This window comes from Ruegeria arenilitoris, assembly GCF_013032855.1.
GTDB classification, from domain to species: domain Bacteria; phylum Pseudomonadota; class Alphaproteobacteria; order Rhodobacterales; family Rhodobacteraceae; genus Ruegeria; species Ruegeria arenilitoris.
The window spans coordinates 174,177-199,188 of the sequence record NZ_WQDA01000001.1; the positions used below are offsets into that span (position 1 = coordinate 174,177).

Consider the following 25,012-nt stretch of genomic DNA (forward strand, 5'->3'; position numbering starts at 1 on the left):
GTGCCGCCTACACTAGCCGCCTGTTGTTCGCCCGCAACCCGTCATATCGAAAGATCCTGTTGATCCCATACTGCGGTCAGCGACCGTTCGCCCACCCGGATCAGTCGGCTGAGCGTGGCTCCGGTCGCCACCGCATCGCCGGCATCTACCGTCCGGGCCACGTCGCCGGCGACCCGGGCCAGCGCCGTCATGCCGACCTGTTCGGATATCGCGACCAGAGACTTGGCGCATTTGCGCAGCCCCGCCCAGTCACGTTGACGCCAGAGCCGTTCACAATTCGACAGGCGTACTGCCAGCTCCTCGACCGTTCGGCACAGAACGTCGACCGCGTTCGTGTCACCCAATTGCCGATACAGCCCGTTCAGCCGGTCCGGATCCAGCCGCACGGACTCCTTCTGTTCAAGCGTGACGATCTTGTCCACCTCATTCACCCCAATCTTTCTGCCCCCACGGCATCTGCGAACCTGTCACAAAAGACCTTTGCAATTCCTTTCGGCCAATCGGGATAATGTCTCGAATTTTGTTCGAACTTGCGTTAGATCGGCGGTCGAACTGCAAATTTGGGAAAACGCGATGCACCACGCCAAACCTCTGCCGAGCTATCTGGTCAAACGGTACCACGGTTGGAAAGCCACGTCCTATTCCGAAAACCAGGCCTGGTACCGCCGGCTGGCGACCGAGGGGCAGCGTCCGCGTGCGATGGTGATTTCCTGCTGTGACAGCCGGGTCCATGTCACCTCGATTTTCGGGGCCGACCAGGGCGAGTTTTTTATCCACCGCAATATTGCCAACCTGGTGCCGCCCTACGAACCGGATGGCGAGCGCCACGGCACCAGTGCAACCATCGAATATGCGGTGACGGCATTGAAAGTGGCGCATCTGATCGTACTGGGACATTCGCAATGCGGTGGGGTGCAGGGCTGTATCGACATGTGCAAGGGCGAAGCGCCGCAACTGGAAGCCAAAGAGAGCTTTGTCGGACGCTGGATGGACATCCTCAAACCGAAATTCGATCTGGTCTCCGATGTCGAGGACCCCGCCGAACAAGCGCGCCAGTTCGAGCGTCAGGCGGTTGTCGCGTCGCTCGAAAACCTGATGACCTTCCCGTTCGTGGCCGAGGCCGTACAGAACGACTCGATATCGCTGCACGGCTTGTGGACCGACATCGGCGAAGGCGGTCTGGAGTATTATGATCCGTCAGGAAAAAAATTCCTGCCGGTTTAGTCTTTAAATCGGAGAAACGCACCCTAATTGAACGATAGTTCAATTAGGGTGCGGTGACTGTATGGAAAACCTGTTGTCTTTGGCGGCCGACAATCTGGTCTCGCCGATCATTCTCAGTTTTGTGCTTGGTCTGACAGCCGCATTGGCCCGATCTGACCTGACTATTCCCGAGGCCATCGCCAAGGCGATGTCGATCTATCTGCTGTTTGCGATCGGCTTCAAGGGTGGTGTCAGTGTTGCCGCACACGGGATCGACGCCACGCTTGGCTTGTCCCTCATTGCAGGTGTCATTCTGTCCGCATTGCTGCCCCTGGTGGCGTTCGGCCTGTTGCGCGTGCTGACCAACCTTGACCATGTCAACGCAGGCGCGGTTGCAGCGCATTACGGCTCAATCTCGATCGTCACATTCGTGGCCGGTACGTCGGTTCTGGAAAGTCAGGGCCTGATGTACGAGGGCTACATGGTGGCCGTTGCGGCGGCGATGGAAGCGCCGGCGATCCTGTCCGCTCTGTGGCTGATCTCCCGCGGCGGCGGAGCCCGCCGGATGGACTCGGATCTCTGGCGCGAGATTGCCCTCAATGGTTCGATCGTTCTGCTGGTCGGGTCGTTTGCAATCGGCTGGATCACGGGCGAGGACGGTCTGGCCGAGATCAGCAGCTTCGTGGTCGCACCGTTCAAGGGGGTTCTGTGCCTGTTCCTGCTGGACATGGGTATCGTCGCCGGGCGCGGATTGCGTGCCGGGCGCGGGCTGATCACGATGGGTCTGCTTGGCTTCGGCGTGCTGATGCCCCTGATCGGGGCCGGTGCCGGGTTGGTGGCCGCGCTCCTGTTGGGTCTGTCCACCGGCGGAGCGGTGTTGCTGATGGTGTTGGGCGCCTCCGCCTCGTACATCGCGGTTCCGGCGGCGATGCGCGTGGCCGTGCCCGAGGCGAACCCGTCCATCTATCTGACCCTGTCTTTGGGCGTCACGTTCCCATTCAACCTGGCGCTGGGCCTGCCGATCTACGTCTCGGTCGCCCGGGCCGTTACCGGAGGATAAGACGATGCAGACACATGATGCCAAACGGGTCGAGATCACCATCGAAGCCATCGTGAAATCCCGTCTGACGGATGCTCTGGTCGATCAAGGTGTGACCGGGTTCACGATCCTGCCGGTGCTCGGCGGATCGGGACGATCGGGTGAATGGAGCCGTTCTGGCCAGGTCAGCCGCGCCAGCGGGATGGTTCAGGTCATCTGCATCATTCGCCCCGACCGCTTGGACGGGCTGCTGAGCGCGATCCTTCCCGTACTTGATCGCCATATCGGGGTTGTAAGCGTCACCGATTGCCAGGTTCTGCGGGCCGAGCGTTTCTGACCCGGAGATCTTGGGATCGGATGCGCGCCTAACTACCGGATTCATGGCGTGGACCCATGCACGATGTGCGGAGCGAACAGGCAAACCCCTGTTCGCAAAACCACACATTTTCCTTCAGAGCGGGCTGACTGACAAACATCGTTGATGGCAACCGGGACGGGCGCTAGCATTTCAGCCAGCATCTTGAGGTTGGCCGTTTTGAGCATCGCCTACAGAAGGGAAATTGACGGCCTTCGGGCAATAGCTGTGTTGCCAGTGGTCTTCTACCACGCCGGATTGTCATGGCTGTCCGGTGGGTTTCTGGGTGTTGATGTCTTCTTCGTCATCAGCGGCTACTTGATCACGTCGCTTCTGATCGGGGATATTCAACGCGGACGGTTGTCCATCGTTGATTTCTACGAAAGGCGAGCCAGGCGGATTCTTCCGGCCCTTTTTGTGGTTCTGGCCGTGACGACCTGCCTGGCGTGGATCTGGATGCTGCCGGCCGATCTCAGGGTCTATTCGCGAAGCCTGTCATCCGTCGCGGTTTTCCTGTCGAACGTCTTCTTCTTCCGGAACAAGGACTATTTCGCGGATGAATTCGACATGCATCCGCTCCTCCACACCTGGAGCCTTGCGGTGGAAGAACAGTTCTACCTGCTGTTTCCGCTACTGCTGCTGTTTCTGTTTCGAAGAGGGACCCGGACCTGCATCATTGGCCTAACGGTGTTGCTTTTGGCTAGTCTGTTGCTGGCGCAGTGGACATCGGAAAACGAACCGAGGGCAGGGTTCTACCTCATCTATACCCGCGCGTGGGAGCTTTTGGCCGGCGCGATATGCGCCTTCGTTCCGCGGCAGGACAAGGGGCGGTTCTCGACGGTTCTGCCCCTGCTGGGCATGGCCGGGCTGCTGGTGTCTTACGTGATATTCGACCGGTACACGCCGCACCCGTCATTCCTGACGGTCGTGCCCGTTCTGGGAACCGTCTTGGTCATCCTTTTTTCCAGCCAACGGGACCCGGTGGGGGCGCTGTTGTCGTCTCGGATCATGGTCTGGATCGGCCTGATCAGCTACAGCCTTTACCTGTGGCACTACCCGTTGTTGGTCTTTGCCAAGATCCGGAGTGTTCCGGCGCCCTCGCCGCTGACCGTCGCCAGCCTTGTCGTGCTGGCCTTTGTGCTCTCCGCCTTGACATGGCGCTTCGTCGAGCAACCCTTTCGCCGTCGCAGGGAAGGTCTGTTCAGTCGCCGGGGGATCTTCATCGGAAGCGCCGCGATATCGGCTTTGGTGTTCTCGGTCGGGGTGGCGATCTTCGCAACCGATGGCGCGCCGGATCGCAAGGCGCTGCGCGATCTCGATCTGCCAAGGCTGACCGAAAGCCTGGCTCCGAACCGCGGTTTGAGCAATGAATGCAACGGTCGGATGCCGGTGCCTGACAGCTGTGCGACTTCCGAGTCTCCCAAGGTTGCGGTTTGGGGGGACAGTTTCGCCATGCATCTGGTCGTCGGCCTGACCGCGGCCTACCCCAAGCTTGGGGTCGTCCAGCTGACCAAGTCGCTCTGTGCGCCGATCGCCGGTATCGCCTTTGCCGATCGCGGCCGGACCGGAGAATCCCCGCAGGCCTGTCTGGATTTCAGCGACCAGGTGCTGGATTATGTCACTTCGACCGACAGCATTGACTATGTCATCGTCTCATCGCCGTTCTACTACCTGTTCGAGCCGGGCGGACTTGCTGCCGTTGACGGCGCAATGGACCCCGCGGGCCCGCAGAGCACGGTTCTGCGGAACCTGGAAAAAACGCTCGAACGGCTTGTGTCTGCCGGTAAAACCCCGATCGTCGTGTCTCCGCCCCCCTCGAATGGCCAAAACCTGGGCTATTGCGTGGTGAATGCCGAACTCCGAGGCGCTGACCCGGATCTGTGCGACTATCCGTTCGCCGACATTCAGCCGGAGCTTCTTGAGGTTGCTGAGATGCTGCACCAGCTCGAGGGCCGCCACAAGGTCGTCTGGCTGGATCGGATACTTTGCGATGCTGACGGCATGTGTCGCGCCAGCGACGGCTCGACGGCATACTATCGGGATGGTCGCCATCTCTCGAAAGAAGGTTCGCGCGAACTTGGGTGCCGCACCGGTGGATGGTTCCTGTTCGGGGACGAACCTGACGGGGCAGCCGACACTGGCGCTGTGGGTCCCGCTAATGACCGTACCTGCAGCCAGCATCAACAGAACGCCGACCTGGCCCAGAGAGACTCGAACGGAGAGTGATTCCTCAGCCCTGGATTGGTCTATCGCCCGCGCGCTGAACCACTGCAGCGCGAGGTCCGGGTTCTGTCGATAGTAAATTTTATTCGTATATCCAAATTCGTGATAGGATGCCGTCATTTCCGGAACCAACCGAATGGAAATGACACACCTGGGAGGGATTTCATGACCAAGTCTTTCGCAATCGTTTCACAACGTCCTTTGTGGACGTTGGCCTGTCTGGCCGCGCTGACCGCCACATCCGTGTCCGCGCAGGAGTTCCAGACTGAGCAGGACAGCACGGACGTCGTATTGGCGCCTGATGATTTCTCTCCCTATGCGGGGCGGAACTTTCCCCAACGGCCGCTGTGGGGAGACTCGCATCTGCATACTTCGGTTTCGGTTGATGCCGGCACGATGACCCGGCTGACCCAGGAACAGGCGTTTCGCTTTGCCCGCGGCGAAGAGGTCACGACAACCCACGGCCTTCGGGCCAAGCTGTCCCGTCCGCTCGATTGGCTGGTCGTCTCGGACCATGCCGAGATGTACGGGCTGATGCCGCAACTGTTGGCCGGAGACGCCGAGGTTCTGGCGACGCCCCAGGGCAAGGCCTGGTACGAGGCGCTGACGGCGGGTGACAGCCAGCTTGCGTTTGACACGGCAATGGAGATCGTCGCCTCTTTGTCGGATGACGTCCCGCCCATCGACAACCCGAAGGCCATCAAGCATGCGTGGGAGGCGTACACGGCCCTCGCGGACAGCTTCAACGAGCCGGGGGTCTTTTCAGCCATCATCGGCTATGAATACACCACCGAGGGCGCCAATAACCTTCACCGGAACGTGCTGTTCCGCGATGGGCGCGACCGGGCCAACCAGACCCGCCCGTTCTCGCAATATGACAGCAAGAACCCCGAGGACCTGTGGGCCTTTCTGGCCGAATACGAGCAACGGACAGGCGGCGAGGTCCTGGCCATCGCGCATAACGGCAACCTGTCGAACGGGCGGATGTTCTCTCTGAACGCCTATGATGGATCCGCACTGACCCAAGAGATCGCAAGTCTGCGCGCCCGGTTCGAGCCGCTGTACGAACCGACGCAGATCAAGGGCGACGGTGAGGCGCATCCGTTCCTCAGCCCCGATGATGAGTTCGCAGATTTCGACACATGGGACGCGGCCAATCTGAACGGAACCGAGTTGAAGCAACCAGAGATGCTGGCCGGTGAGTATGCACGCGAGGCGTTGAAGCGCGGGCTCAAGATCGAACAGGAGCTGGGTGTGAACCCGTTCAAGTTCGGGATGGTCGGCGCGACGGATTCGCATACCGGTATGGCAACGGCCCAGGAAGACAACTTTTTCGGCAAACATTCCGGGGTCGAGCCCGGCCCGAACCGTTGGGAACACCTGGTAATCGAAGCACCCGATCCAGAGCTGTCGATCTATGGCTGGAAACAGGCCGCTGGTGGACTGGGTGCGGTCTGGGCGACGGAAAACACCCGCGAGGCGATCTTTGACGCGATGCAGCGCAGGGAGACCTACGCGACCACGGGGTCGCGTATGGGGGTTCGGTTTTTCGGCGGCTATGACTTCACCGATGAGGATGCCGCAAGCCGTGTTCCTGCGGATGCCGGCTACAAAAAAGGCGTGCCGATGGGGGGCAACCTGCAGGCGTCTCCCGATGGGCGGGCTCCGAACTTCCTTGTTTTTGCATTGAAGGACCCGATTTCCGGCAACCTGGATCGCATTCAGATCGTCAAGGGCTGGGTCGATGCCGACGGGGCCTTGCAGGAGAAAGTCTACAACGTCGTCTGGGCCGGCGATCGACAGCTGGATCAGAACGGCAAACTGCCCGAAGTCGGCAACACCGTCGATGTCGAAAACGCCACCTGGACCAACACCATCGGGGCAAGTGAGTTGATCACCACGTGGCAGGATCCGGATTTCGACCCCAACCTGTCTGCGTTCTACTATGCCCGTGTGATCGAGATCCCGACCCCCCGCTGGACCGCCTACGAGGCCAAACGGTTCGGGATCGAGATGCCGGACTATGTTCCGATGATCACGACCGAACGGGCCTATACGTCGCCGATCTGGTACACCCCGGGATAAACGGTCGTTCCGTGAAGCGAAGCCCCGCCTCGCGCAGGCGGGGCGGTCTTGTTCATTCGGCTGGGTTGGGGTTGCCGGCCACCGGCCTGCGGTTGTCCGCGTCTGTCGCACCGAAACCGTGACGCAGCAGGATGAACACGAACAGGACCATGGTCAGAACGGCCAGAAGCGATCCGATCTGGGCAAGGGTTTCGCCCCTTTCGGTGATTGCCAGCACGATTCCGGGAACGAGCACCAGCACCGTTGCCACGGACAGCCCATAGTGGAGTTTCGCCAGACCGCTGCGCGCCGCCTCGGGGGTCAGAGCGTAGTAGAATCCGAACACTGCCAGCGCAACGAACCCGATCAGGTTCAGGTGGCCATGTGCCGGAGACAGCGTGTGATCATGGCTGGCCGACATCTGGATTCCCCACAACATGCCCAAAACGGCAAATATGGCTGCGGTGGTCAGAAAAAAGATGGGCAATCTGGTCATAACGGTCTCCTTTGAATATTCGATGAGCCGCACGGGGCGCTGAAAACTGGGTTTGCCGAAAAAAGGTGTGTTCTGACGCGGGCATCCAAACCACGCTGCCCAACCCGGCCCGAACCGTCTGGCAGTGCGGCGTCGAGCACCGAAGGCCAGAAAAACATGGGCCTAGTCAGCGGTTCCAGAGCACGTGGGATCGCGCGGTGTCGAACCCCGGTTCCTGCGACAAGTCAGGCTCTGTTTGGTCAATCATGGCTCGTTTCCCCTCGGCTGAGATTGAAACGAAGGCGCCTTCAATGGGCGGAAAAATACCAGCAGCTGTGAAATATGAAAAATTGATTATGTGAATAATAGATATTCACCTGGCGAATTTACTTTTGCTTGGGCAGAACCTGCGGTGATGCCTGGCGCGCCTTCCTTCTCGCATTGCCAAAAAAATGAAAACCCCGCAGCCCATGCCGCGGGGTTTTAAGATTTCAGTCTGGTCCGGCTATCAGCCCTTCTTCAGGACCTCGCGGCCCAGCAGCTCGGCGATTTGCACTGCATTCAGGGCCGCGCCTTTGCGCAGGTTGTCCGAGACACACCACAGGTTCAGGCCGTTTTCTACGGTTGAGTCCTGACGGATCCGGCTGATGAAGGTGGCGAAATCGCCGACGCATTCAACCGGCGTGACATAGCCACCGGCCTCGCGCTTGTCGATCACCATCACGCCCGGAGCTTCGCGCAGGATGTCGCGGGCCTCGTCCTCGTCCAGGAATTCCTCGAACTCGATGTTCACCGACTCCGAATGTCCGACAAAAACCGGCACCCGCACACAGGTCGCGGTGACCTTGATCGACGGGTCGACGATCTTCTTGGTCTCGACGACCATCTTCCACTCTTCCTTGGTCGAGCCGTCTTCCATGAAGACGTCGATATGCGGAATGACGTTGAAGGCGATCTGCTTCTGGAATTTCTTCGGGGCGACCTCGTTGATCGGGTTGTAGACGGCCTTGGTCTGATCCCACAGCTCGTCCATGCCTTCCTTGCCGGCGCCCGACACCGACTGATAGGTCGAGACCACGACGCGCTTGATCTTGGCGCGGTCATGCAGCGGCTTCAGCGCCACTACCATCTGCGCGGTCGAGCAGTTGGGGTTGGCGATGATGTTTTTGTTCTTGTAGTCGTGGATCGCCTGCGGGTTGCACTCGGGCACGATCAGCGGGATCTCGGGGTCGTAGCGATAAAGCGACGAGTTGTCGATCACCACGCAGCCGGCCGCTGCCGCTTTGGGGGCGTAATCCTTGGTCGCGGCGGACCCCACGGCGAACAGCGCCATGTCCCAGCCGGTGAAATCGAAAGTGTCCAGATCCTGGGTCTTGAGTGTCTTGTCGCCAAAGCTGACTTCGGTGCCCAGCGAACGACGGCTTGCCAGAACGGCAATTTCGTCCACGGGGAACTGGCGTTCAGCCAGGATGTTCAGCATTTCGCGGCCCACGTTACCTGTGGCGCCGACGACAACGACGCGATAGCCCATGTCTAGTCTCCTGAATTAAGGACGCGCGTTCATAGCCGCGTTGCAGAAAATAAAAAAGGGCCTTCGCGGCGGAATTGACCGAATGACGCAGTTTTGCGGCGACTCAGGCCTTCAGCAGCTGCTGATAGAGCGCAACAAGGGCCTGCGCCTCGCCGTTGATGTCGAAATTCCGTTCCACATGGGCGCGGGCGGCCCGGCCTGCGCGGGCCAGGGAATCACGGTCCGCCAGCATCTCGGCCGCGGCCGCGGCCAGCGCCGGAATGTCGCCCGGAGGCACCACCCGACCCAGCGTCGGGTCGGTCACGATCTCGGAGAATGCGCCCACATCGGTGGCCACCACCGGCACACCGCAGGCCATCGCTTCGAGGGGGGTCAGTCCGAACCCCTCCCAGCGTTGGGGGGCGATGAACAGATCCAGCACCTGGTACCATTGGGCAATCTTGTCCACGGTGACCTCGGGCTTGAACAGGATGCGGTCGGACAGGCCGGCTTGGGCCACCTTGTCCTTCAGTTCGGTCAGGAAAGCGCTGTGTTTCTCGGTCGCGCGGCCCATGACGATGCCATGTACGTCGGGGACCTGCCCGCACAGGTCGATCATCGCATCGACGAAGGCGTCGGTGCCTTTCTGGTGGCGGATGCGGCCATAGCAGCCCAGCAGCAGCCCGTCGGGCAGGCCCATTTGCGTCCGCAGCCCCGCCTTGTCGGCGGGTGGCGTGAAATCCTGCAGGTTGATGCCGTGCATGATCACCTGCGCGTCGCGCTCGAGGTATCCGGCCGTCTTGCGCGAGGTCGCCACCACCGCGTCCATCTTGCCGATCAGCCACTTGGTATAGCCCGTGTGCGCCCGCTGCGAGGCGCTGGTGAACAGCAGTTTCAGCCGCAGCCGCAGCAGGTCGCGCAGGATCAGGCCCAGCAGCATCTCGGTGTTGCGGCGGGCGTGCCAGACCCGCAGCGTCTTGCGCGACAGAAAGGGCAGGCGGCCCAGCGGGATGTGCGGGATGTCCGAAGGCAGGCCCGGGCCGGTGGCTGCGATGTCGATCCACTGTGCCTGCAACGGCACCAGCCGCGCGATCGTGGCGGTCACGCCGGACAGGCGGCGTTTTAGGTTTGGGGCAATAACAACGGGGTCGTTCACGGCGCGCGCTCCTGCGGGTCTCACTCCATGCTGTCACGGCTGAACAGGTAGATCACGCAGCCGATCGTCAGCGTGACGGCAAAGAAGGCGAATATCGCTGTGTAGGGTGCGGTTGGCCCCATGTCCACCGTCGCCGCATGGATGCGGCCGGTGGCGAATTGCGCCAGCCCCACGCCGCCGATCCCAAACAGGTTCAGCAGGGTCACGCCGCGCCCCACCAGATGCGCCGGGATGAAGGCGCGCCCATGCGCCATGATCACCGGGAAGGATGCCCCCAGAAACCCGATCAGCGCCATCAGTAGAACCGACAGCCAGACGGCCTCGGCGACCCACAGCCCCAGCAGCCCCAGCGCCAGCACCGCCAGCGCGTTGCCGCCGAAGATCACCCATTTTCGGGTGTTCAGTAGCCGGTCCAGCGGGCCATAGGCAAAAGTGCCCGCGATCATCGCGGCGCCCATGACCAGCGTGGCCTGCCCGATCTGGGTGGCGCTCAGCCCGAACACGTCCAGCAGGTACGGCCCGGCCCACAGTCCCCGCAACGCGGCCGAGGGTGCATAGGCCACCAGCATCAACGGCAAAATCGCCCAAAGCGCAGGTTCGCGCAGCAGGTCCAAAACCGACCCTTTCTGCTCGGACACAACCCGCGAGGGGTCTTTGACCGTGACCCAGATGCCCACTGCCACGGCGCCTGAGATCGCGGCCAGCCCCGCCAGAGTCGCGCGCCAGCCCATCAGCTCGACCGCCAGCGCCGTGGGGTACGAGGCCACGAGGTTGCCGACCGACCCCACGCCCAGCATAACAGCGGCCAGGGTAGCGAACTTCGCGGGCGGGTATTCGCGGGCAAAGATGAAATACGAGGCCATCAGAACCGGCGAACACCCGACCCCGATCAACGCCATCGCCACCGCCACATGCAGGGGCGTCGCGGCCAGCGCGAACACCGCGGCCCCACCCGCGCCGCCGATCAGCAGCAGAACCGCCGCCGTCTGCCGGGGGCCAACCCGGTCCAGCGCCCAGCCCACCGGGATCTGCATCGCCGCAAAGACCAGAAACCACAGACCCGAGGCCCAGGCCAGATCTTCGGGCGTGGCGCCGATGTCTCGCGCCAGATCGGCAGTCAGAACCGCAAGGAACGCGCGGAAGAACTGGCTGAGGACATAGGCCAGACACAAGATCACCAAACCTGCCTGCATGTCGGTCTCCTTGCCGTCCGCCTTGGTGGGATGCTTGGCACGTCCCGATGCCATGCACAAGCGCGTGTGATATGTTGCAGTATCGGGAAACGCCCCCGCACTACGCTATCATTGCGGCAAGCAAACGGGAGGGACAATGAAGACCGCCGATATCGGATTCTATGACCGCGTACCCATTGCACGCGACTTTCTTGCCCTGTCGGATCCGGAACAATTCACCCCGGTCCCGGATGACTGGATCGTGGGCGTCGCCGATATCGTGGACTCGACCGGCGAAATCGCGCGTGGACGCTACAAGACGGTGAACATGGTGGGCGCGGCGGTGATCTCAGGCATGATCAACGCGCTGAGCGGGCGGGTTTTTCCCTATGTTTTTGGTGGCGACGGCGCCGGATTTGCCATCCCGAAGGAGGATGCCGACGTGGCGCGCGACACCTTGGCTGCGCTGCGCAGTTGGGCGGAAACCGAGTTCGGCATCGCGCTGCGTGCGGCTTTAGTTCCTGTGTCCGACCTGCGCGCGGAGGGGCTCGACTTGCGGGTGGCGCGCTATGCGCCGTCCTCGGGGGTGGATTACGCTATGTTCACGGGTGGCGGACTGGCCTGGGCCGAGGAGCAGATGAAAGCTGGCCGGTACAAGGTTCCGCCCGCCGGGTCCGACGCAAAGCCTGACCTGACGGGACTGTCCTGCCGCTGGTCCAACAGCCCTGCGCGGCATGGGCAGATCGTTTCACTTGTCATCCAGCCCACTGCGCAGGCGACAGAACGCGACTTTGCTGATCTGGCGCAATCAGTCCTGTCCGCATCCGAGGCTCTGGAGCGCGCGGGTCATCCCGTGCCGGCCGGCGGCCCTCCGATCAAGTGGCCACCTCCGGGGCTTGCACTGGATGCCCATGTTTCGCGCGCTGGGCGCAATCTGGCCGTGCGCAAGGCCGCGTTGCTTGTGCAGAACTTGCTGATCTGGCTGCTGTTCAAATCGGGCAAGCGACTGGGCGAGTTTGAGCCGGGCCACTACAAGAACATGGTCAGCCGAAATGCGGATTTCCGCAAATTTGATGACGGGTTGAAGATGACGCTGGATTGCGACGACGAGACCCTGTCGCGCATCGCCCGGACCCTTGAGGATGCGCGCGGACGCGGCAAAATCAGATATGGCATCCATTCCCAGCAAGAGGCGATGATGACCTGCTTCGTGCCCGCCGCCACGCGCGACGATCACGTACATTTCGTCGATGGTGCATCGGGCGGCTATGCGCAGGCCGCCGCCGCAATGCAGGGGTGAGCCGCCCTTAGGAACGCCATTTCGCGGCCAGCCCGCGGGCGGCCTGAGCCAGCAGCATGACGTCGATACCGACCGCCAGGAACTGCGCGCCCATGTCCCGATACGCTTGAACCGCTTCATCATTGGTGCCCAGAATACCCGGCGCCTTGCCTGCCGCCCGGATCCGCTTCAAAGCATCGGCGATGGCGGTGCGCACCTCCGGCACCGTGCTGTCGCCTTTGTAACCCATGTCGGTGGACAGATCGGCCGGGCCGATGAAAACGCCATCCACGCCCTCGACCTGAAGGATGTCGTCCAGCGCGGCCATGCCCGCAAGGTTTTCCACCTGAACCAGCAAACAGATTTCGGGGTCGGCCGTGGCCACGTAATCGGGGATGGTGCCGTACATTGTCGCCCGTGTTGCGGCGGCCCCGACACCCCGCACACCTTTGGGCGGGTACTGGCAGGCCCGAACCAGCTCGCGCGCCTGATCCGCGCTTTCGACCATCGGTACCAGAATGGTCTGGGCGCCGGCGTCCAGCACGGTCTTGATCATCCAGGTCTCGCCGATGGGCAGCCGCACCACCGGGTGCGAGGGGCTGTTGGCCAGCGCAATCAGCTGATCGCGGATCGAACGGATGTCATTCGGCGCATGTTCGCCATCGATCACCAGCCAGTCGAAACCGGCGGTTCCCATGATTTCCGCGGTGATGGCTTCAGCAAAGCTCATCCAGCAGCCGATCTGCATTTCGCCCTTTGTCAGAGCCTGTTTGAACGGGTTTTTGGGGGCGGGCATCAGCGGTCCTCCTGCGGGGGTGTGGGCAAGGTGCGGGCGATTTCGGTGATCACGTCAAAGGCCATCCGGACGTCCTCCTCGGTGGTTTCGAACTGGCCGGCCTGAAAGCGGATGACGATGTCGCCATCGACTCGGGTCTGGGTCAGATAGATGCGCCCGTCATCGTTGATGGCGTTCACCAGCCGCAGATTCAGGTCGTCCAGATCCGCGGCGCCGGGTGGCTCATATCGGAAGGTCCACAGGGACCACATGGGCGGGGTGACGATCCGGAAATCCGGCTCGGCCGCCAGCCGGTCATGCAGGTCGCGCGACCAGTTGACGTGGTTGCGCAACCGCGCGCGCAAGCCTTCCAGCCCGTAGGCGCGGATCACGAACCACAGTTTCAGCGCCCGAAACCGGCGGCCCAGCGGCACCGACCATTCCGAATAATTAATGATCCCGTCCTGACCATGGGTTTTCAGATATTCGGGACTGATCGCCAGCGTCTGCACCAGATCGTCGGGGTTTTTCAGGAAATGCGCGCAGCAGTCGAACTGAACCCCCAACCATTTGTGCGGGTTGAAGACGATGCTGTCGGCTTGGTCGATCCCCGGCCAATAGTGGCGGTATTCGGGGCAGATCATCGCCGACCCGGCCCAGGCCGCATCCACATGCGTATACAGCCCGTATTTCTGCGCAACTTTCAAACACGCATCCACTGGATCGGTCGCGCCGGTTCCGGTGCCGCCGACGCACAGGATCACCCCCGCGGGGTGAAGGCCGGCGTCCAGATCGGCTTGGATCGCGGCCTCGAGCGCTGCGGGGTCCATCCCGCGCCAGTCACCCTTGATCGGGATGCGCACCAGGTTGTCCTGCCCGATCCCGGCCACCCAGATGGCGCGGTCGACCGATGTGTGCACCTCGGACGAGCAATAGACGCGCAAGGGTGTCTGCCCGAACAGGCCCTGACGGTTGCCCTGCCAGTTCAGCGCCTTTTCTCGCATGGTCAGAACGGCGGCCAGCGTGGCCGACGAGGCTGAATCCTGGATCACACCGGCGAACCCTTCGGGCAGGTCCAGTGCCTGCCGCAGCCAGTCCATCATCCGGGTTTCCAGCTCGGTCGCCGCGGGCGAGGTCTGCCACAGCATGCATTGCGGCGCGATCGCGCTGGCCAGAAACTCGGCCAGCACCGATGGCGCCGAGGCGTTCGAGTTGAAATAGGCGAAGAAGCGCGGATGCTGCCAGTGGGTGATGCCGGGCATCACGATCCGCTCAAAGTCTTGGAAAATCCCTTCTATCGGTTCGCCTTGTTCCGGCGCCGTCGCGGGAAGCGCGTTCAGCACCTCGCCGGGCTCGGTCCGGGCGCGCACCGGGTGCTGGCCGACGGTTTGGTGATAATGCTGCGTCCACTCGGAAATGCGTTTGCCCCATTCCGAGAATTCATCCCATCTCATCTGCCTTGCCTTCCGCCTTCGCATCTTTCGCGGGCAAGTGATGGCGATGCAGGCGGGCAGGTCAATCAAATTCCGGACGACGATGGCGCTGTGAGGTGGGACCGTGGCGGCCGTTCGGGCCAAACTCAGGCTCTAATAAAGAAAATCGCACCGGCTGTGCGGATCGGAGAACCCCGCCGGAGAAACTAGGGGTCGACTCCGGCGGGGTGGCCAGACGGTGTCTGAAGTTATTTGCCTGGCCCGGGGCCAAAGAATCCCTGTGTTGAAGGGCTCCGGCCCTGAATCGGAGAATGTGAGGTGCCCAAATTGCACCCCGACAGCGCAGCCCAAGCACCCAGGGGGATGAGGCCAGAGCGGCGGTTCTCCGAAACCGTAATTTTTCCTTGGTATTCGTGACGGTGGCACGCTGATGAACAAAGCTTGATTGGCTGGGCGCGCCGACCGCCTGAAAGAAAACCTAGCGCACCTGACCGCGAAACCAAGTCGCAATAAAGTGACGCGGCCAATGGGCCTGTTGCGCTGCCTTCGAATATCTGCCCGATATTTCTGTTCATGATGCGCGGCCTGTGCGGTTTATTAAACAGGGCGGTCCCAAGTTTCCCTAGAATAAAGACGGATAGTCTGCGCGGATGAAACTGGTTTGCGCCCAGGTCCGCGGCCTTGGCAACTTCGCGCCGAAACGTACAGGCGGGCCGGCAATAATCGGCGTGTTTGCCGGGTTGAACAGCGGAGTGTCTCCTTTAGTCTGCGCGGCAATATGAAGGAAAGGATGCAATATGGCCAAATCTCTGTTTTCCCTGCCGGATGTGGTGCAGATACCAGTAGTTGGAGAGGCCAACACCTATCCGGTGGGGCGCATCTTCTGCGTGGGACGGAACTATGCCGCCCATGCGGCCGAGATGGGAAACGAGGTTGACCGCGAGGCGCCGTTCTATTTCGCCAAGTCCCCGCAGAATGCCATTCTGACCGGGCAAACCGTGCCTTACCCGCCGGGCACCGAGAATTATCATCACGAAATGGAACTGGCTCTGGCCATTGGTCGCCCGGTGTTTCAGGCGACGTCGCAGCAGGCTTGGGATGCCGTGTTCGGATATTGCTGCGCGCTGGACATGACCCGGCGCGACCTGCAGGTCCGCGAGCGCAACAAGCAGCGCCCCTGGGATCTGGGCAAGGATGTGGAAAATGGCGCGGTGTTCGCGCCGCTGACCCGCGCCGCCGATTGGGCGCCGACCGATGACATCCGCATCCATCTGAGCGTGAACGGTGAGGTCCGGCAGGACGCCACCCTGTCCGAACTGATCTGGAAGATCGACGAGATCGTCATGCACCTGTCCCGGTTCTATCACCTGCGGCCCGGCGACCTGATCCTGACCGGAACGCCCGCCGGTGTCGGCCCGGTCGTCGCCGGCGATGTGCTGACCGGCGGCATCGATGGGCTGGACCCCATCCGCCTGACCCTCGGACCAGCGGAATAGATCCCAAGAAGTGGCTTTTAGCTGCTCAAACAGGCGCGCGCAGCCAGTCTGCGTTAAAGGTGACCCGATCCAGCCCGGCAAAACGGCGTACCCGGTCCAGCTCGGCTTCGAGCCGCCGGGAGCGGGCGTCCGACCACCGGACCCCACGCTCGGGCCAAAGGGCGCGGACCCGCAAGATACCTTCGTCGCGATGGGCCTTCATGTCGATCCGTCCAATCAGACGGTCTTTTTCGAGCAGCGGAAAGACGTAGTACCCATAGGTGCGCTTGGCCTCGGGCACGAAGACCTCGATCCGATAGTGGAAGCCGAACAGGCGCTGGGCGCGGTTTCGGTCGCGCAGCATCGGGTCGAACGGGCTGAGCACACGGATCCGCCCCGGCGCGGGGGCAGGGTCGGCAGCCTGGTCCGCCAAGCCGGGTCGCGCAAACAAGCGGCGCATTCGACCATCAGCGCATTCCACTTCGATTTCCTGCAAATCCCCCCGTGTCAGAGCCTGTTTGCACCACGCTTTCGCCTCGGCAGCGGTGACCGTGTCCCAAAACGCGGCCAGTTCGCCCGAGGTGGCAAAGCCCAGCCGGTCGAGCGCCGCGTGGCACAGCCAATCCACCGTCGCCTGGTGGTCGCACTCCATCACGCCGGGGCACAGATGGGTATCGATCACGCGCTCGGTCAGGTCGTATTGCTTTTGAAACCCTCGGCGCCCCACCACCGTCAGCGCGCCCGAGCGCCACAGGTATTCCAACGCCGTTTTTGAGGGGTGCCAGTCCCACCAGCCGCCCGAGCCCTTTTTCTCATCCTGCCCCAGATCGGCCGAGCACACCGGGCCGTGGTCGCGGATGTGTTGCAGCACGGTTTCGAACTGCTGTTCGAACCCGTCGCGACGCCAGTTGCGCCAGCGGGCCCGAAGCATCTCGGCGTCGCGCTGGAAGCGCAGGTGCCAGTGCGGGTAGAACACCATCGGGATCACGGCGGCGTCGTGGGTCCAGTGTTCGAACAGGCCGCGGTCGCGCTCGTACAGGCGTTTGAGGTCGTTCGGCCGATAGGACGGGCGGCGCGAGAACAGGATCATGTCATGGGCGCGCGCCACGGTGTTGATGCTGTCGAGCTGCACGAAACCCAGCCGGTGGATCAGATGCAGTAGATCGGGCCCTTTGGCCGGACCTGCGGGCTGTTCCGCCAGCGCATGACGATCCATGAACAACGCACGGGCGGTTCGGTTGTCGAGTTGTTGCAGCTTGCCCCGTTCAGCGCCGCTTGAGCGTGTCGCCATAGCTGATCTTGGGGGTCAAGGTAATGCGTGTTTCGATCTCGGTATTCGGGTCGGCCAGTTGGGCGGCGATGATTTCCGCGGCCTTGCGACCGATTTCCAGTCGGCAGGCGTCCATGGTGGCCAGCTTGCGCGGCAGACCCTGTAACAGTTCGACGTTGTTGAATCCCGCAAGGCCGATCTGTCCGGGCACGTCGATACCCTGCTCAAGCAGGTACAGCAGCCCGCCCGCACCGATCATGTCGTTGGAATAATACAGGAAATCCAACTCTGGGGAGCGTTCTAGCATGGCTTTGGTCATCTCGCGCCCCTTGGCCAGGGCCGAACCGCCGGAATAGAACTCTCGGTCCTCGATTTCGATCCCGTGCTTGCCTAAAACTTCGGTGAAGCCCTCGAACCGTTTGCGCGCGCGGTGGTCCAGCGGCATCTTGGTGCCCATGAAGCCGATATGCTGATACCCGGCCTTCAGGATTGCTTGCGCCATCTCGCGCCCGGCCCGGCGGTGCGAAATGCCCACCATCGCGTCCACAGGCTTGCCGTCCGTATCCATTATCTCGACCACCGGAATGCCCGCCGAATCCAGCATGGCCCGCGCGGCCTCGGTGTGTTCCAGCCCGGCGATGATCACGCCGGAAGGCCGCCACGACAGCATCTCGTACAGGACCTTTTCCTCTTTTTCCGGCAGATAGTCGGTGACGCCGACCACGGGCTGCAGCTCGGTATCCTCAAGCACCTGGTTGATGCCGGTCAGCACCTCGGGGAAGACCATGTTCGACAGCGACGGGATGATCACAGCCACCAGGTTTACACGGCTCGAGGCCAGGGCCCCAGCGATCTTGTTGGGCACGTATCCCAGCTCTTTCGCGGCGGCCAGAACCCGGGTGCGGGTCGCGTCCGACACATCGCCCCGATTGCGCAGGACCCGGCTGACCGTCATTTCCGACACACCGGACGCTTCTGAGACATCACGGAGGGTAAGCGGGCGTTTCGTTTCTGTTGTCACCGGGGATACCTGCATTGTTGTTTCCCCGATGCTAGCGCGAACAGGGCAATCTGTTCAACTGTTGTGCAAAGGTCATGACAAGCCGAAAAAACCCGGCTACAGAAGGCGCCGCGCGGCCCCGTGGCTCAACTGGATAGAGCAGCCCCCTCCTAAGGGGCAGGTTGCAGGTTCGAATCCTGCCGGGGTCGCCAGCAACTCAGCGCGAGTCGGGTTTCGGGTTCGGTTTCACCGCTCAACCGCGATGGCGCGCTTACTTCGTACATGCAGTCCTGGCGATCCTGTTTGCCGTGCATACACTTCTTTTGGTGCAGTCGCCCTGAGAGTTTCTGCCTCTCTCAAATCTGCATTCTGGTGCGGTTTTGGACCAGCCTCGGCTCGTCGTGCATTTGGTATTCCCAGTGCATTGCGCTCCACCGCAGGTTTTCGGCTGCCATTTTCGGTAGGAATCGTATGAGCGCCACCCTTCTGGGCATGCTCCGCCCGCGAACGCGCAAGCGGTCTTTCCCTTGATCGTGACGGTTTTTCCTCCCGCACTATTGCACTCTGCTGCCGTTGGGGCCGCACTTCCGGAAAGTGGCGATACCAACACCAAACACAGACCAACCAAAGATAGTATCTCAAGAACACGCATAGCGTTCTCCTTGCTGCGCGACAGGCAAGTCCAAGCTTACGTGACCGACAGACAATCCCAAAGGGTCAATCCCACGGTACCTTCGAGACGATGTATCGCGGGGATCATCTGGTCTTTGAAGCACCGCAGCAATGGCCCGCGAACCGTCAGTATTCCGCGTTTGACAGCTTGTTAAGGCAATGGCTGACCGGGGCGCCTTTGGGCAGGGCACAATACCCGTCCGACCGCATGTCGGCCGACGGGGAAACACCTCCTCCGATCAAGATCACCAGGAACTCCTCAATCGGGGGCAACAGCGTATCGGCGTTCTCAATCGTCTCTTCGGTCGAGACTGTCCGGAATGCCTCAAACAGTGGAAGGGTGATTTCGCCTTCTACGCCATCGGGATGTTCGTCCAGAAACTGGCGCGCGCCCCAGTCAGGGTCTGTGAAGAATCTGTGATAGTAGGTGCGGTCCAACCGATCTTTCTGGATTTCCAGACTTTCCGGGACAACGCCTCCGTCGCGGACGCCTTGATAGATTTCCATGATCTTGCCGTGGACCTCGGGCCATGCGCTGGCTTCGACGGTCGCGCTCAGCGCGATCACGCCCTTGTTCTTGCCCACGACCACAAAGTCCGAACGTGGATCGTAAGATGCACGCATGGACTGGCGGATGACCCGAAACATCTCCGAGCCCTGATTGGCGCCGATGTAGTCAACAAGAAGGTTCGAGCCAAGCTGGTCCTGTGCGTTCGAAAACGCCTTTGCATTGGCAAGCAGGATCAACATTTCGGATGCGTCGGGATCGGCGAGATGCACGATACCTTTGGGCAGGGCAAAGGGCGCCCCGTTCGCGCCCGTCCACCCTTCGGCCCATTTGCTCAGGGCGCGCCCCAGCCGGAACCGCGCACCCGGCAGCGAATTGATCAATCGGACGGTGCGGCGCGTTACCTCTTCTTCCTCTGATCTGAGGATGACCTGAGCAGGTCGTCCGAACTGAAAGTCGGTTTCAAGGGTTTCTTCGTCCGTGGCGGCAGGGTCGAATTCCAGATAATTGGTAACCTCGTTCAACACATCCGACGGCTGTCTGGTTCTGGTCGAGATAACTGGGCGAGACGTCTCAAGCTCTCGTGCGTACCAGTTTGGTGTGTATCGGGGTTCGAGCAATACGTTCTCGAGGTGCACTAGGACTTCCGGGAAGACGTCGCTTGGCGCCGAGACGGTGAGCGTCAGGTTCTTGCCGCTTCTGCCGATTTTCTGTTCGACACCTTTCAGCTTCAGGAACGAACTGACTTCGTAGGATGAGCGGGTCGAGGTCCCACCTGTCACCACGCTCGCAATGGCGGCGGACATGGCGGCAGTGCGGTCCAGCGTCGGGTGGTCAATCGTCCACACCAGGGTCAGCGCGGACGTGTCGTTCTCAAGCGGAGAGAGCTCGACCAGTTTCGTTTCGCCTGCAGTCGCAATCAATTCCGCCTGTGCCCGCTCACCCGGCAGCAAGGTAAGCGCCGCAAAGAGAACTGCGAGAAGCCGGCCCTTGAAAACGCGCATGTCAGTCGGCTTTCTCTGCAAGAACGAAAGATGTCGCCGAGGGCTGCAAGATTTTTTCCGCAAAATCGATAACTTCCTGATCTGTGGTGTTGCTCAGCGTTTCGGCAAAGACCGACGGGCTGATGGGCGGGAATCCGTCGGCGGCGACGTTCTGCAGAAACCACAGAAAGGCCGAAGGACGGCGGGCCATGTTCTGGGACCAGACCACCTCCTTTTGACGGAGCTCATGAATTTCGTATTTGCTGATCGGCTCGTCCAGCAAGCCAGCCAAGGTTTCGGTCAGCAGATCCTTGGCTTCATCCACGCTGAAGCCGGGCATGAGTTGCAGGTCGATCACCAGTTCAACATCGGCATTCTTCGCAAAATACCAGTTGACGCCATGGTTGAGTATCCGCGTGTCCTCGTGGCGCAGGACCTTGGCGATCCGTTCGTTCAGGATCCCGCTTGCGATGAAGAACGCGCCTTGCATGTCGATGCTCGTGGAGCGGTCTTCGAATTCCACGAATTTTGCGAACAGCACGGTGTCGCGTTGCAACCGATCCGACTGCAGGCGCACGACGGACTGTTTCTCGGGATCCGGCTTTTGATCCAACCACGGTTTTTTCGGAGCGTCAGATGGTTCGGTATCGCCAAACACCCGCGCCACCAGTTCTTCGGCCCGGGCTGGTTCAATGTTTCCGGAGACAATCAACGTCACGTTGGACGGCACATAGTGTTCCTTGTGAAACTGATAGGCCTTCTCGAGGCTCAGCTTGGGCAGATCCTCGACGGTGTTGTCTGCCCGGCCGCGCAAGGTGCCGTAGAGGTTTTGAAGTGCCATTCGGCTGAGCCAGCGAAACGGATATTGCCGTTCACGCAGCAAGGTTTCCCGCTGGACGATAGCGACTTCGCTCTCCGCAAATTTCCTGGATACGGATGGCGTGTCCAGAACGGCCCGGGAAAGCCGCAACAACATCTCCGCCTCGGATGGCAGCCCGGAATTCGTGTAAACGGTCGCGACATTGTGCGTGGTGGCGTAGATGTCGCGTTCACGCGGTTTTCTGAGAATGGTGGCGTCGGCCGAGAACGCGGCGAGATGCTCGGTCAGATGGGCTGTGCCGGACGGGTCCGGGTCGTCATACGACCCCGAAAGAACGATCAACTGAACATCCACGCGGTCGAAGGTGTCCACTGGAACCACATATGCCGCGTGCAGCCCGCCCTTCTGGGCAAGCGGAATGATGCTCTGAGCCTGAGCGGATCCGGAAAAAACCAAAAAGACGATCGACAAGAAAAATACGGCGGCGCGCATCAAAATCCTTTGAACTATTAGATTTTTGCAGAAACGCCGGTCAACCGACGCTCAACCAAAGGGGTAACGGTTGCGTCAATGCTTGCGGGGCGCGGAGTGTTTTTCAAGTCGTAATAGGCATCGCAAGTCGGGGTGTGCTTCTGGGGCTGCGGGCGGGGCTTGCTGGGGCGAACAACTGGATCACGTCAGACCAAGGTCTGTGGTGCGGTTTTCGATTGTGGGTCATAGTCGGGACCACAATGAGGACGAAAGTTGCTGAGCTGACGATTGGGAGTTGGTCGTTGTCGCGAGTTTTTCTTGCGGCAAGCATCCTTGTGATGGGATCTGCAACCGCGATCGTCGGTGTGTGGGTTTCAAATCGAATCCAGAATGCGGTCGTGCAGAACTCGGCCAATTCGGCGGCGCTGTATATGGAAAGCATCGTCTCACCTCTCAGCCAGGAACTGGCGTTGGGTGACCGCCTGTCCGAGCAGGCGAGGCGGGCGCTGGACGAGATTTTCATGACCCAGCCGATGCGCGATCGTATCGTATCATACAAGTTCTGGAAGCAGGGTGGTGTGGTCGTACACGCCTCGGACACAAGCATCATCGGTAACCGTTTCGAGCCGACGGGTGACCTTCAGCGCGCCTGGATCGGCGAAATCTCGGGCTCGTTCGAGGAACTGGATCACGATGAAAGCGCTGCCGAAGCGGCCTTGGGGATACCGCTGCTCGAGGTCTACAGCCCCATTCGTGAACTGTGGTCCGGTGAAATCATTGCCGTGGCCGAGTTCTATGAAAGGGCCGATCAATTGGAGATGGATCTGGCAAAAGCCAGGCGCACAAGCTGGTTGGTGGTCGGTTCCGCCTTTCTGGCAAGCACGGTTGTCCTTTTTTGCATCGTTGCGATCGGGGACAACACTATCCGGCGGCAGGCGAGGCTATTGAAGAAACGGCTGGCGGAAAGCGAAAGGATGGCGGCGCAGAATGCGATGCTGCGGTCGCGGGTGGTCGAGGCCTCGGGGCGGTATGCCGCGCAGACGGACCGGTTTCTGAAGAAACTCGGCGCCGAACTTCATGACGGCCCGGCGCAGTACCTTTCACTTGCCGCCCTTCGGTTGGAGGCCGCGTTTTCGGACAAATCCCCAAAACCGAAGGAGGCCGAGGAAATCCAGCAGTCGCTGCAGAAGTCCTTGACCGAAATCCGCGCGCTGTCCCGGGGGCTGTCTGCGCCCGACATCGACAACCTGACCTTGATTGATGTCGTGAAAAGAGCGGTCGAGGACCACGCGGAGCACAGCCCGTTGCGGCCTGAAATCTCGTTTCATGGCAGTGACATGCCGAATTTGTCGGTGTCTGACAAACTGTGCGTTTTCCGCTTTCTTCAGGAAACACTCTCGAATACCGCGCGATATGCCCCGCAGTCCCGCTGCAGCGTCACCTGCCATGTTCGCGACGATTGCATTGTCATTCAAGTCAAGGACGATGGACCCGGCTTTGATCCTTTGGACGGTTCTGTTCTGCGCGATGATGGCGGCCAGGGGCTGCTGGGGCTGCGCGATCGGGTCGAAAGCATCGGCGGCAGGTTTCAGGTCTCGTCCAGTCCCGGCCAGGGCACCACCGTCGAAATGACCCTGTTTCCCAACAAAACGAGCTCACCATGACCAAGACACTTGTCATAGCAGATGATCATCCGATTTTCCGGGATGGGCTGCGGCGGACCTTGGATGAAGCAGAAGGGTTCGAAGTTCTCGCGGCCGGATCCAGCGCCGACGAGGCTGTTGCGCTTGTCGCTCAGCACCAGCCCGACGTCGCAATTCTCGATCTCTCGATGCCCGGAGGTGGGATCAACGCGACACGCCGGATCGCCGCAATGAAAAAACCGCCCTGCATCGCGATTCTGACGGTTTCGGAGAACAGCAGCGATGTTGCCGATGCACTCGAGGCCGGAGCGATTGGATACATTGTCAAAGGCGTAACCGCGAGCGAACTGACCGCCTCCCTGCGCAGCATCGCCGCGGGGGAGGGGTTCGTTTCGCCGGGGCTGGCTTCGCGGGTACTGCTTCAGATCAACAACGACGCAAGCCCTGCGAACAGCAGCGATGTCCTGGATGATCTCACGCATCGCGAAGAGGAGATACTCAGGCGCGTGGCCAAGGGTTTGAGCAATCGCGAGATCGCCGTGGAACTGGATCTTCAGGAAAAGACCGTGAAACACTATATGACGGCGATCCTGTCCAAGCTGCACGCGCGGAACCGGGTCGAGGCCGCGCTTATCGCGCACGACGCGTGGGGCAAGAAAAACAAGCCCGCATAGCCTGTGAACGCCGAAACGGCCTCTCCGACCGAGAGACCGTCCGGGAAATTCGCGCTGTTCGTCAGTTCGCGACCGATTGCAGCCTCCGGATGTCTGCGGCCGTGGCTGTTCTTTCCACAACGGTCCGGTTGAAGGGGTCTTTCAGCTCGTAGCGCCCGAACTCGATCTCTTCTTTCCAGCCGTTGGCGTAGTTGACTTCGATGTTGTTGCCTTGACGTTCGATCTTTGTGGGGCGGCTTCCGGCCGTACCACCTTGCCCGGATGCGCTTACATTCTTGATCGAAATGCCGTTCGCCAGGGAACGAAGCCTTGAGATATCGGCACCTGTGGCTGGCCGTTCCTCAACGGTCCGATTCTGAGCATTCTTTCTCTCGTATCTGCCGTTTTCGATTTCTTCCTTTGTTCCGTCCGCATAGCGAACTTCGATCCCGTTCGCAGTTGTCTCGACCTTGGTTATGCCGGCCGACCCGGTCGCGGCGCTTCCGGATTGCGACGATCCCTTTTTGCTGCCGCTGCGACTTGATCGATCGTCGTCATCGTCGTCGTCATCATCCCGATCATCATCGTCGTCGTCATCCCGGTCGTCGTCATCATCGTCCCGATCGTCATCGTCATCATCGTCGTCCCGACCGCTGCCACTCTTGCCTTTGCCGCTTTTCGCAAACGCGTAAGCGGGCTCAAGCTGTAAGCCGCCCTCGGTGCTGAACTTGGGAGTGTATGGCGCCGCCGAAATCAACGTCGCCAGTGCCACAGTGCTGAGAAGTTGTCCCAGTTTCCGGTTCGCAATCATTTCAGCCTCCTTTGCTGTTCGA

Annotated in this window: 21 protein-coding genes and 1 tRNA gene; 10 read left to right on the forward strand and 12 right to left on the reverse strand. The window is 61.1% G+C overall.

Annotation, left to right across the window (positions count from 1 at the left end):
* Nucleotides 1–41 precede the first annotated feature (41 nt).
* Nucleotides 42–431 (reverse strand): hypothetical protein, encoded by a 390-nt coding sequence (locus GOW72_RS00830; RefSeq protein WP_170340773.1) that lies wholly within the window; start codon nt 429–431, stop codon nt 42–44.
* Nucleotides 432–573: 142 nt separating this feature from the next.
* Between GOW72_RS00830 and GOW72_RS00835 the strand changes: the two genes are divergently transcribed.
* The 5 genes from GOW72_RS00835 to GOW72_RS00855 all read left to right on the forward strand — a co-directional run bounded on the left by GOW72_RS00835 (nt 574) and on the right by GOW72_RS00855 (nt 6,905).
* Nucleotides 574–1,224 carry a carbonic anhydrase gene (locus GOW72_RS00835; protein ID WP_170364443.1) on the forward strand — a complete coding sequence of 217 codons (651 nt, stop codon included), beginning with the start codon at nt 574–576 and terminating at the stop codon, nt 1,222–1,224.
* A 61-nt stretch (nt 1,225–1,285) separates the two neighbouring features.
* A complete protein-coding gene (locus tag GOW72_RS00840) occupies nt 1,286–2,263 on the forward strand; it encodes a sodium-dependent bicarbonate transport family permease (RefSeq protein ID WP_170364445.1) in 978 nt (325 codons plus the stop codon).
* A 4-nt stretch (nt 2,264–2,267) separates the two neighbouring features.
* A complete protein-coding gene (locus tag GOW72_RS00845; RefSeq protein ID WP_093963956.1) occupies nt 2,268–2,579 on the forward strand; it encodes a P-II family nitrogen regulator in 312 nt (103 codons plus the stop codon).
* A 144-nt stretch (nt 2,580–2,723) separates the two neighbouring features.
* Nucleotides 2,724–4,823, forward strand: coding sequence for an acyltransferase family protein (locus GOW72_RS00850; protein WP_244952294.1), 2,100 nt, complete (start codon nt 2,724–2,726; stop codon nt 4,821–4,823).
* 162 nt (nt 4,824–4,985) lie between these two features.
* Nucleotides 4,986–6,905 (forward strand): DUF3604 domain-containing protein, encoded by a 1,920-nt coding sequence (locus GOW72_RS00855; protein ID WP_170364450.1) that lies wholly within the window; start codon nt 4,986–4,988, stop codon nt 6,903–6,905.
* Nucleotides 6,906–6,957: 52 nt separating this feature from the next.
* Here the strand turns inward: GOW72_RS00855 and GOW72_RS00860 are convergent, their stop codons facing one another.
* From GOW72_RS00860 to GOW72_RS00875, 4 genes are all read right to left on the reverse strand, one after another.
* Nucleotides 6,958–7,380: a hypothetical protein gene (locus GOW72_RS00860; RefSeq protein WP_170340791.1), complete on the reverse strand. Its 423-nt coding sequence runs from the start codon at nt 7,378–7,380 to the stop codon at nt 6,958–6,960.
* A 487-nt stretch (nt 7,381–7,867) separates the two neighbouring features.
* The gene (locus tag GOW72_RS00865; protein ID WP_170340798.1) at nt 7,868–8,890 is read right to left on the reverse strand and encodes an aspartate-semialdehyde dehydrogenase; all 1,023 of its coding nucleotides are present in this window, start codon (nt 8,888–8,890) and stop codon (nt 7,868–7,870) included.
* Nucleotides 8,891–8,993: 103 nt separating this feature from the next.
* Nucleotides 8,994–10,025 carry a glycosyltransferase family 4 protein gene (locus GOW72_RS00870; protein WP_170340800.1) on the reverse strand — a complete coding sequence of 344 codons (1,032 nt, stop codon included), beginning with the start codon at nt 10,023–10,025 and terminating at the stop codon, nt 8,994–8,996.
* A 20-nt stretch (nt 10,026–10,045) separates the two neighbouring features.
* A complete protein-coding gene (locus GOW72_RS00875) occupies nt 10,046–11,218 on the reverse strand; it encodes an MFS transporter (protein ID WP_170365966.1) in 1,173 nt (390 codons plus the stop codon).
* A 136-nt stretch (nt 11,219–11,354) separates the two neighbouring features.
* Here GOW72_RS00875 and GOW72_RS00880 point away from each other — a divergent pair, with 136 nt between their 5' ends.
* Nucleotides 11,355–12,497, forward strand: coding sequence for a DUF3095 domain-containing protein (locus tag GOW72_RS00880; protein WP_170364452.1), 1,143 nt, complete (start codon nt 11,355–11,357; stop codon nt 12,495–12,497).
* A gap of 7 nt (nt 12,498–12,504) precedes the next feature.
* On the opposite strand, the gene GOW72_RS00885 is transcribed toward GOW72_RS00880, so the two are convergent.
* Together GOW72_RS00885 and GOW72_RS00890 are read right to left on the reverse strand one after the other, a co-directional pair.
* Nucleotides 12,505–13,272 (reverse strand): HpcH/HpaI aldolase family protein, encoded by a 768-nt coding sequence (locus GOW72_RS00885; protein WP_170364454.1) that lies wholly within the window; start codon nt 13,270–13,272, stop codon nt 12,505–12,507.
* On the reverse strand, nt 13,272–14,705 hold the full coding sequence (locus tag GOW72_RS00890; RefSeq protein ID WP_170364457.1) for a pyridoxal phosphate-dependent decarboxylase family protein: 1,434 nt from the start codon (nt 14,703–14,705) through the stop codon (nt 13,272–13,274). The genes GOW72_RS00885 and GOW72_RS00890 overlap by 1 nt, the downstream gene beginning before the upstream one ends.
* Before the next feature lie 776 nt (nt 14,706–15,481).
* Between GOW72_RS00890 and GOW72_RS00895 the strand changes: the two genes are divergently transcribed.
* Entirely contained in the window at nt 15,482–16,180 is a 699-nt protein-coding gene (locus GOW72_RS00895) for a fumarylacetoacetate hydrolase family protein (protein ID WP_170364459.1), read from the forward strand.
* 25 nt (nt 16,181–16,205) lie between these two features.
* Here GOW72_RS00895 and GOW72_RS00900 read toward each other — a convergent pair whose 3' ends face one another.
* On the reverse strand, nt 16,206–17,450 hold the full coding sequence (locus GOW72_RS00900; RefSeq protein ID WP_170364461.1) for a winged helix-turn-helix domain-containing protein: 1,245 nt from the start codon (nt 17,448–17,450) through the stop codon (nt 16,206–16,208).
* Nucleotides 17,425–18,450 carry a LacI family DNA-binding transcriptional regulator gene (locus GOW72_RS00905; RefSeq protein ID WP_170342776.1) on the reverse strand — a complete coding sequence of 342 codons (1,026 nt, stop codon included), beginning with the start codon at nt 18,448–18,450 and terminating at the stop codon, nt 17,425–17,427. Before GOW72_RS00905 ends, GOW72_RS00900 begins: the two co-directional genes overlap by 26 nt.
* Before the next feature lie 114 nt (nt 18,451–18,564).
* Here GOW72_RS00905 and GOW72_RS00910 point away from each other — a divergent pair.
* Nucleotides 18,565–18,641: transfer RNA gene (locus GOW72_RS00910), tRNA-Arg, on the forward strand.
* Nucleotides 18,642–19,227: 586 nt separating this feature from the next.
* Here GOW72_RS00910 and GOW72_RS00915 read toward each other — a convergent pair.
* Nucleotides 19,228–20,613 (reverse strand): peptidase M16 family protein, encoded by a 1,386-nt coding sequence (locus GOW72_RS00915; RefSeq protein ID WP_170364464.1) that lies wholly within the window; start codon nt 20,611–20,613, stop codon nt 19,228–19,230.
* A 1-nt stretch (nt 20,614) separates the two neighbouring features.
* Nucleotides 20,615–21,883, reverse strand: coding sequence for a M16 family metallopeptidase (locus GOW72_RS00920; RefSeq protein ID WP_244952295.1), 1,269 nt, complete (start codon nt 21,881–21,883; stop codon nt 20,615–20,617).
* 338 nt (nt 21,884–22,221) lie between these two features.
* On the opposite strand from GOW72_RS00920, the gene GOW72_RS00925 reads away from it, so the two are divergent.
* Both GOW72_RS00925 and GOW72_RS00930 read left to right on the forward strand, forming a co-directional pair.
* Nucleotides 22,222–23,547 carry a sensor histidine kinase gene (locus GOW72_RS00925; RefSeq protein ID WP_170364468.1) on the forward strand — a complete coding sequence of 442 codons (1,326 nt, stop codon included), beginning with the start codon at nt 22,222–22,224 and terminating at the stop codon, nt 23,545–23,547.
* On the forward strand, nt 23,544–24,200 hold the full coding sequence (locus GOW72_RS00930; RefSeq protein ID WP_170364470.1) for a response regulator: 657 nt from the start codon (nt 23,544–23,546) through the stop codon (nt 24,198–24,200). Before GOW72_RS00925 ends, GOW72_RS00930 begins: the two co-directional genes overlap by 4 nt.
* 61 nt (nt 24,201–24,261) lie before the next feature.
* Here the strand turns inward: GOW72_RS00930 and GOW72_RS18885 are convergent, their stop codons facing one another.
* Nucleotides 24,262–24,990: a hypothetical protein gene (locus GOW72_RS18885; protein WP_174820348.1), complete on the reverse strand. Its 729-nt coding sequence runs from the start codon at nt 24,988–24,990 to the stop codon at nt 24,262–24,264.
* Nucleotides 24,991–25,012: the final 22 nt, after the last annotated feature.

Coding starts and splice junctions, on each gene's coding strand:
- GOW72_RS00890 (WP_170364457.1), bottom strand. CDS start 14,705: ATGAGATGGGATGAATTCTCGGAATGGGGCAAACGCATTTCCGAGTGG.
- GOW72_RS00845 (WP_093963956.1), top strand. CDS start 2,268: ATGCAGACACATGATGCCAAACGGGTCGAGATCACCATCGAAGCCATC.
- GOW72_RS18885 (WP_174820348.1), bottom strand. CDS start 24,990: ATGATTGCGAACCGGAAACTGGGACAACTTCTCAGCACTGTGGCACTG.
- GOW72_RS00850 (WP_244952294.1), top strand. CDS start 2,724: ATGGCAACCGGGACGGGCGCTAGCATTTCAGCCAGCATCTTGAGGTTG.
- GOW72_RS00835 (WP_170364443.1), top strand. CDS start 574: ATGCACCACGCCAAACCTCTGCCGAGCTATCTGGTCAAACGGTACCAC.
- GOW72_RS00925 (WP_170364468.1), top strand. CDS start 22,222: ATGGGATCTGCAACCGCGATCGTCGGTGTGTGGGTTTCAAATCGAATC.
- GOW72_RS00875 (WP_170365966.1), bottom strand. CDS start 11,218: ATGCAGGCAGGTTTGGTGATCTTGTGTCTGGCCTATGTCCTCAGCCAG.
- GOW72_RS00880 (WP_170364452.1), top strand. CDS start 11,355: ATGAAGACCGCCGATATCGGATTCTATGACCGCGTACCCATTGCACGC.
- GOW72_RS00885 (WP_170364454.1), bottom strand. CDS start 13,272: ATGCCCGCCCCCAAAAACCCGTTCAAACAGGCTCTGACAAAGGGCGAA.
- GOW72_RS00895 (WP_170364459.1), top strand. CDS start 15,482: ATGGCCAAATCTCTGTTTTCCCTGCCGGATGTGGTGCAGATACCAGTA.
- GOW72_RS00860 (WP_170340791.1), bottom strand. CDS start 7,380: ATGACCAGATTGCCCATCTTTTTTCTGACCACCGCAGCCATATTTGCC.
- GOW72_RS00840 (WP_170364445.1), top strand. CDS start 1,286: ATGGAAAACCTGTTGTCTTTGGCGGCCGACAATCTGGTCTCGCCGATC.
- GOW72_RS00930 (WP_170364470.1), top strand. CDS start 23,544: ATGACCAAGACACTTGTCATAGCAGATGATCATCCGATTTTCCGGGAT.
- GOW72_RS00855 (WP_170364450.1), top strand. CDS start 4,986: ATGACCAAGTCTTTCGCAATCGTTTCACAACGTCCTTTGTGGACGTTG.
- GOW72_RS00865 (WP_170340798.1), bottom strand. CDS start 8,890: ATGGGCTATCGCGTCGTTGTCGTCGGCGCCACAGGTAACGTGGGCCGC.
- GOW72_RS00900 (WP_170364461.1), bottom strand. CDS start 17,450: ATGGCGACACGCTCAAGCGGCGCTGAACGGGGCAAGCTGCAACAACTC.
- GOW72_RS00915 (WP_170364464.1), bottom strand. CDS start 20,613: ATGCGCGTTTTCAAGGGCCGGCTTCTCGCAGTTCTCTTTGCGGCGCTT.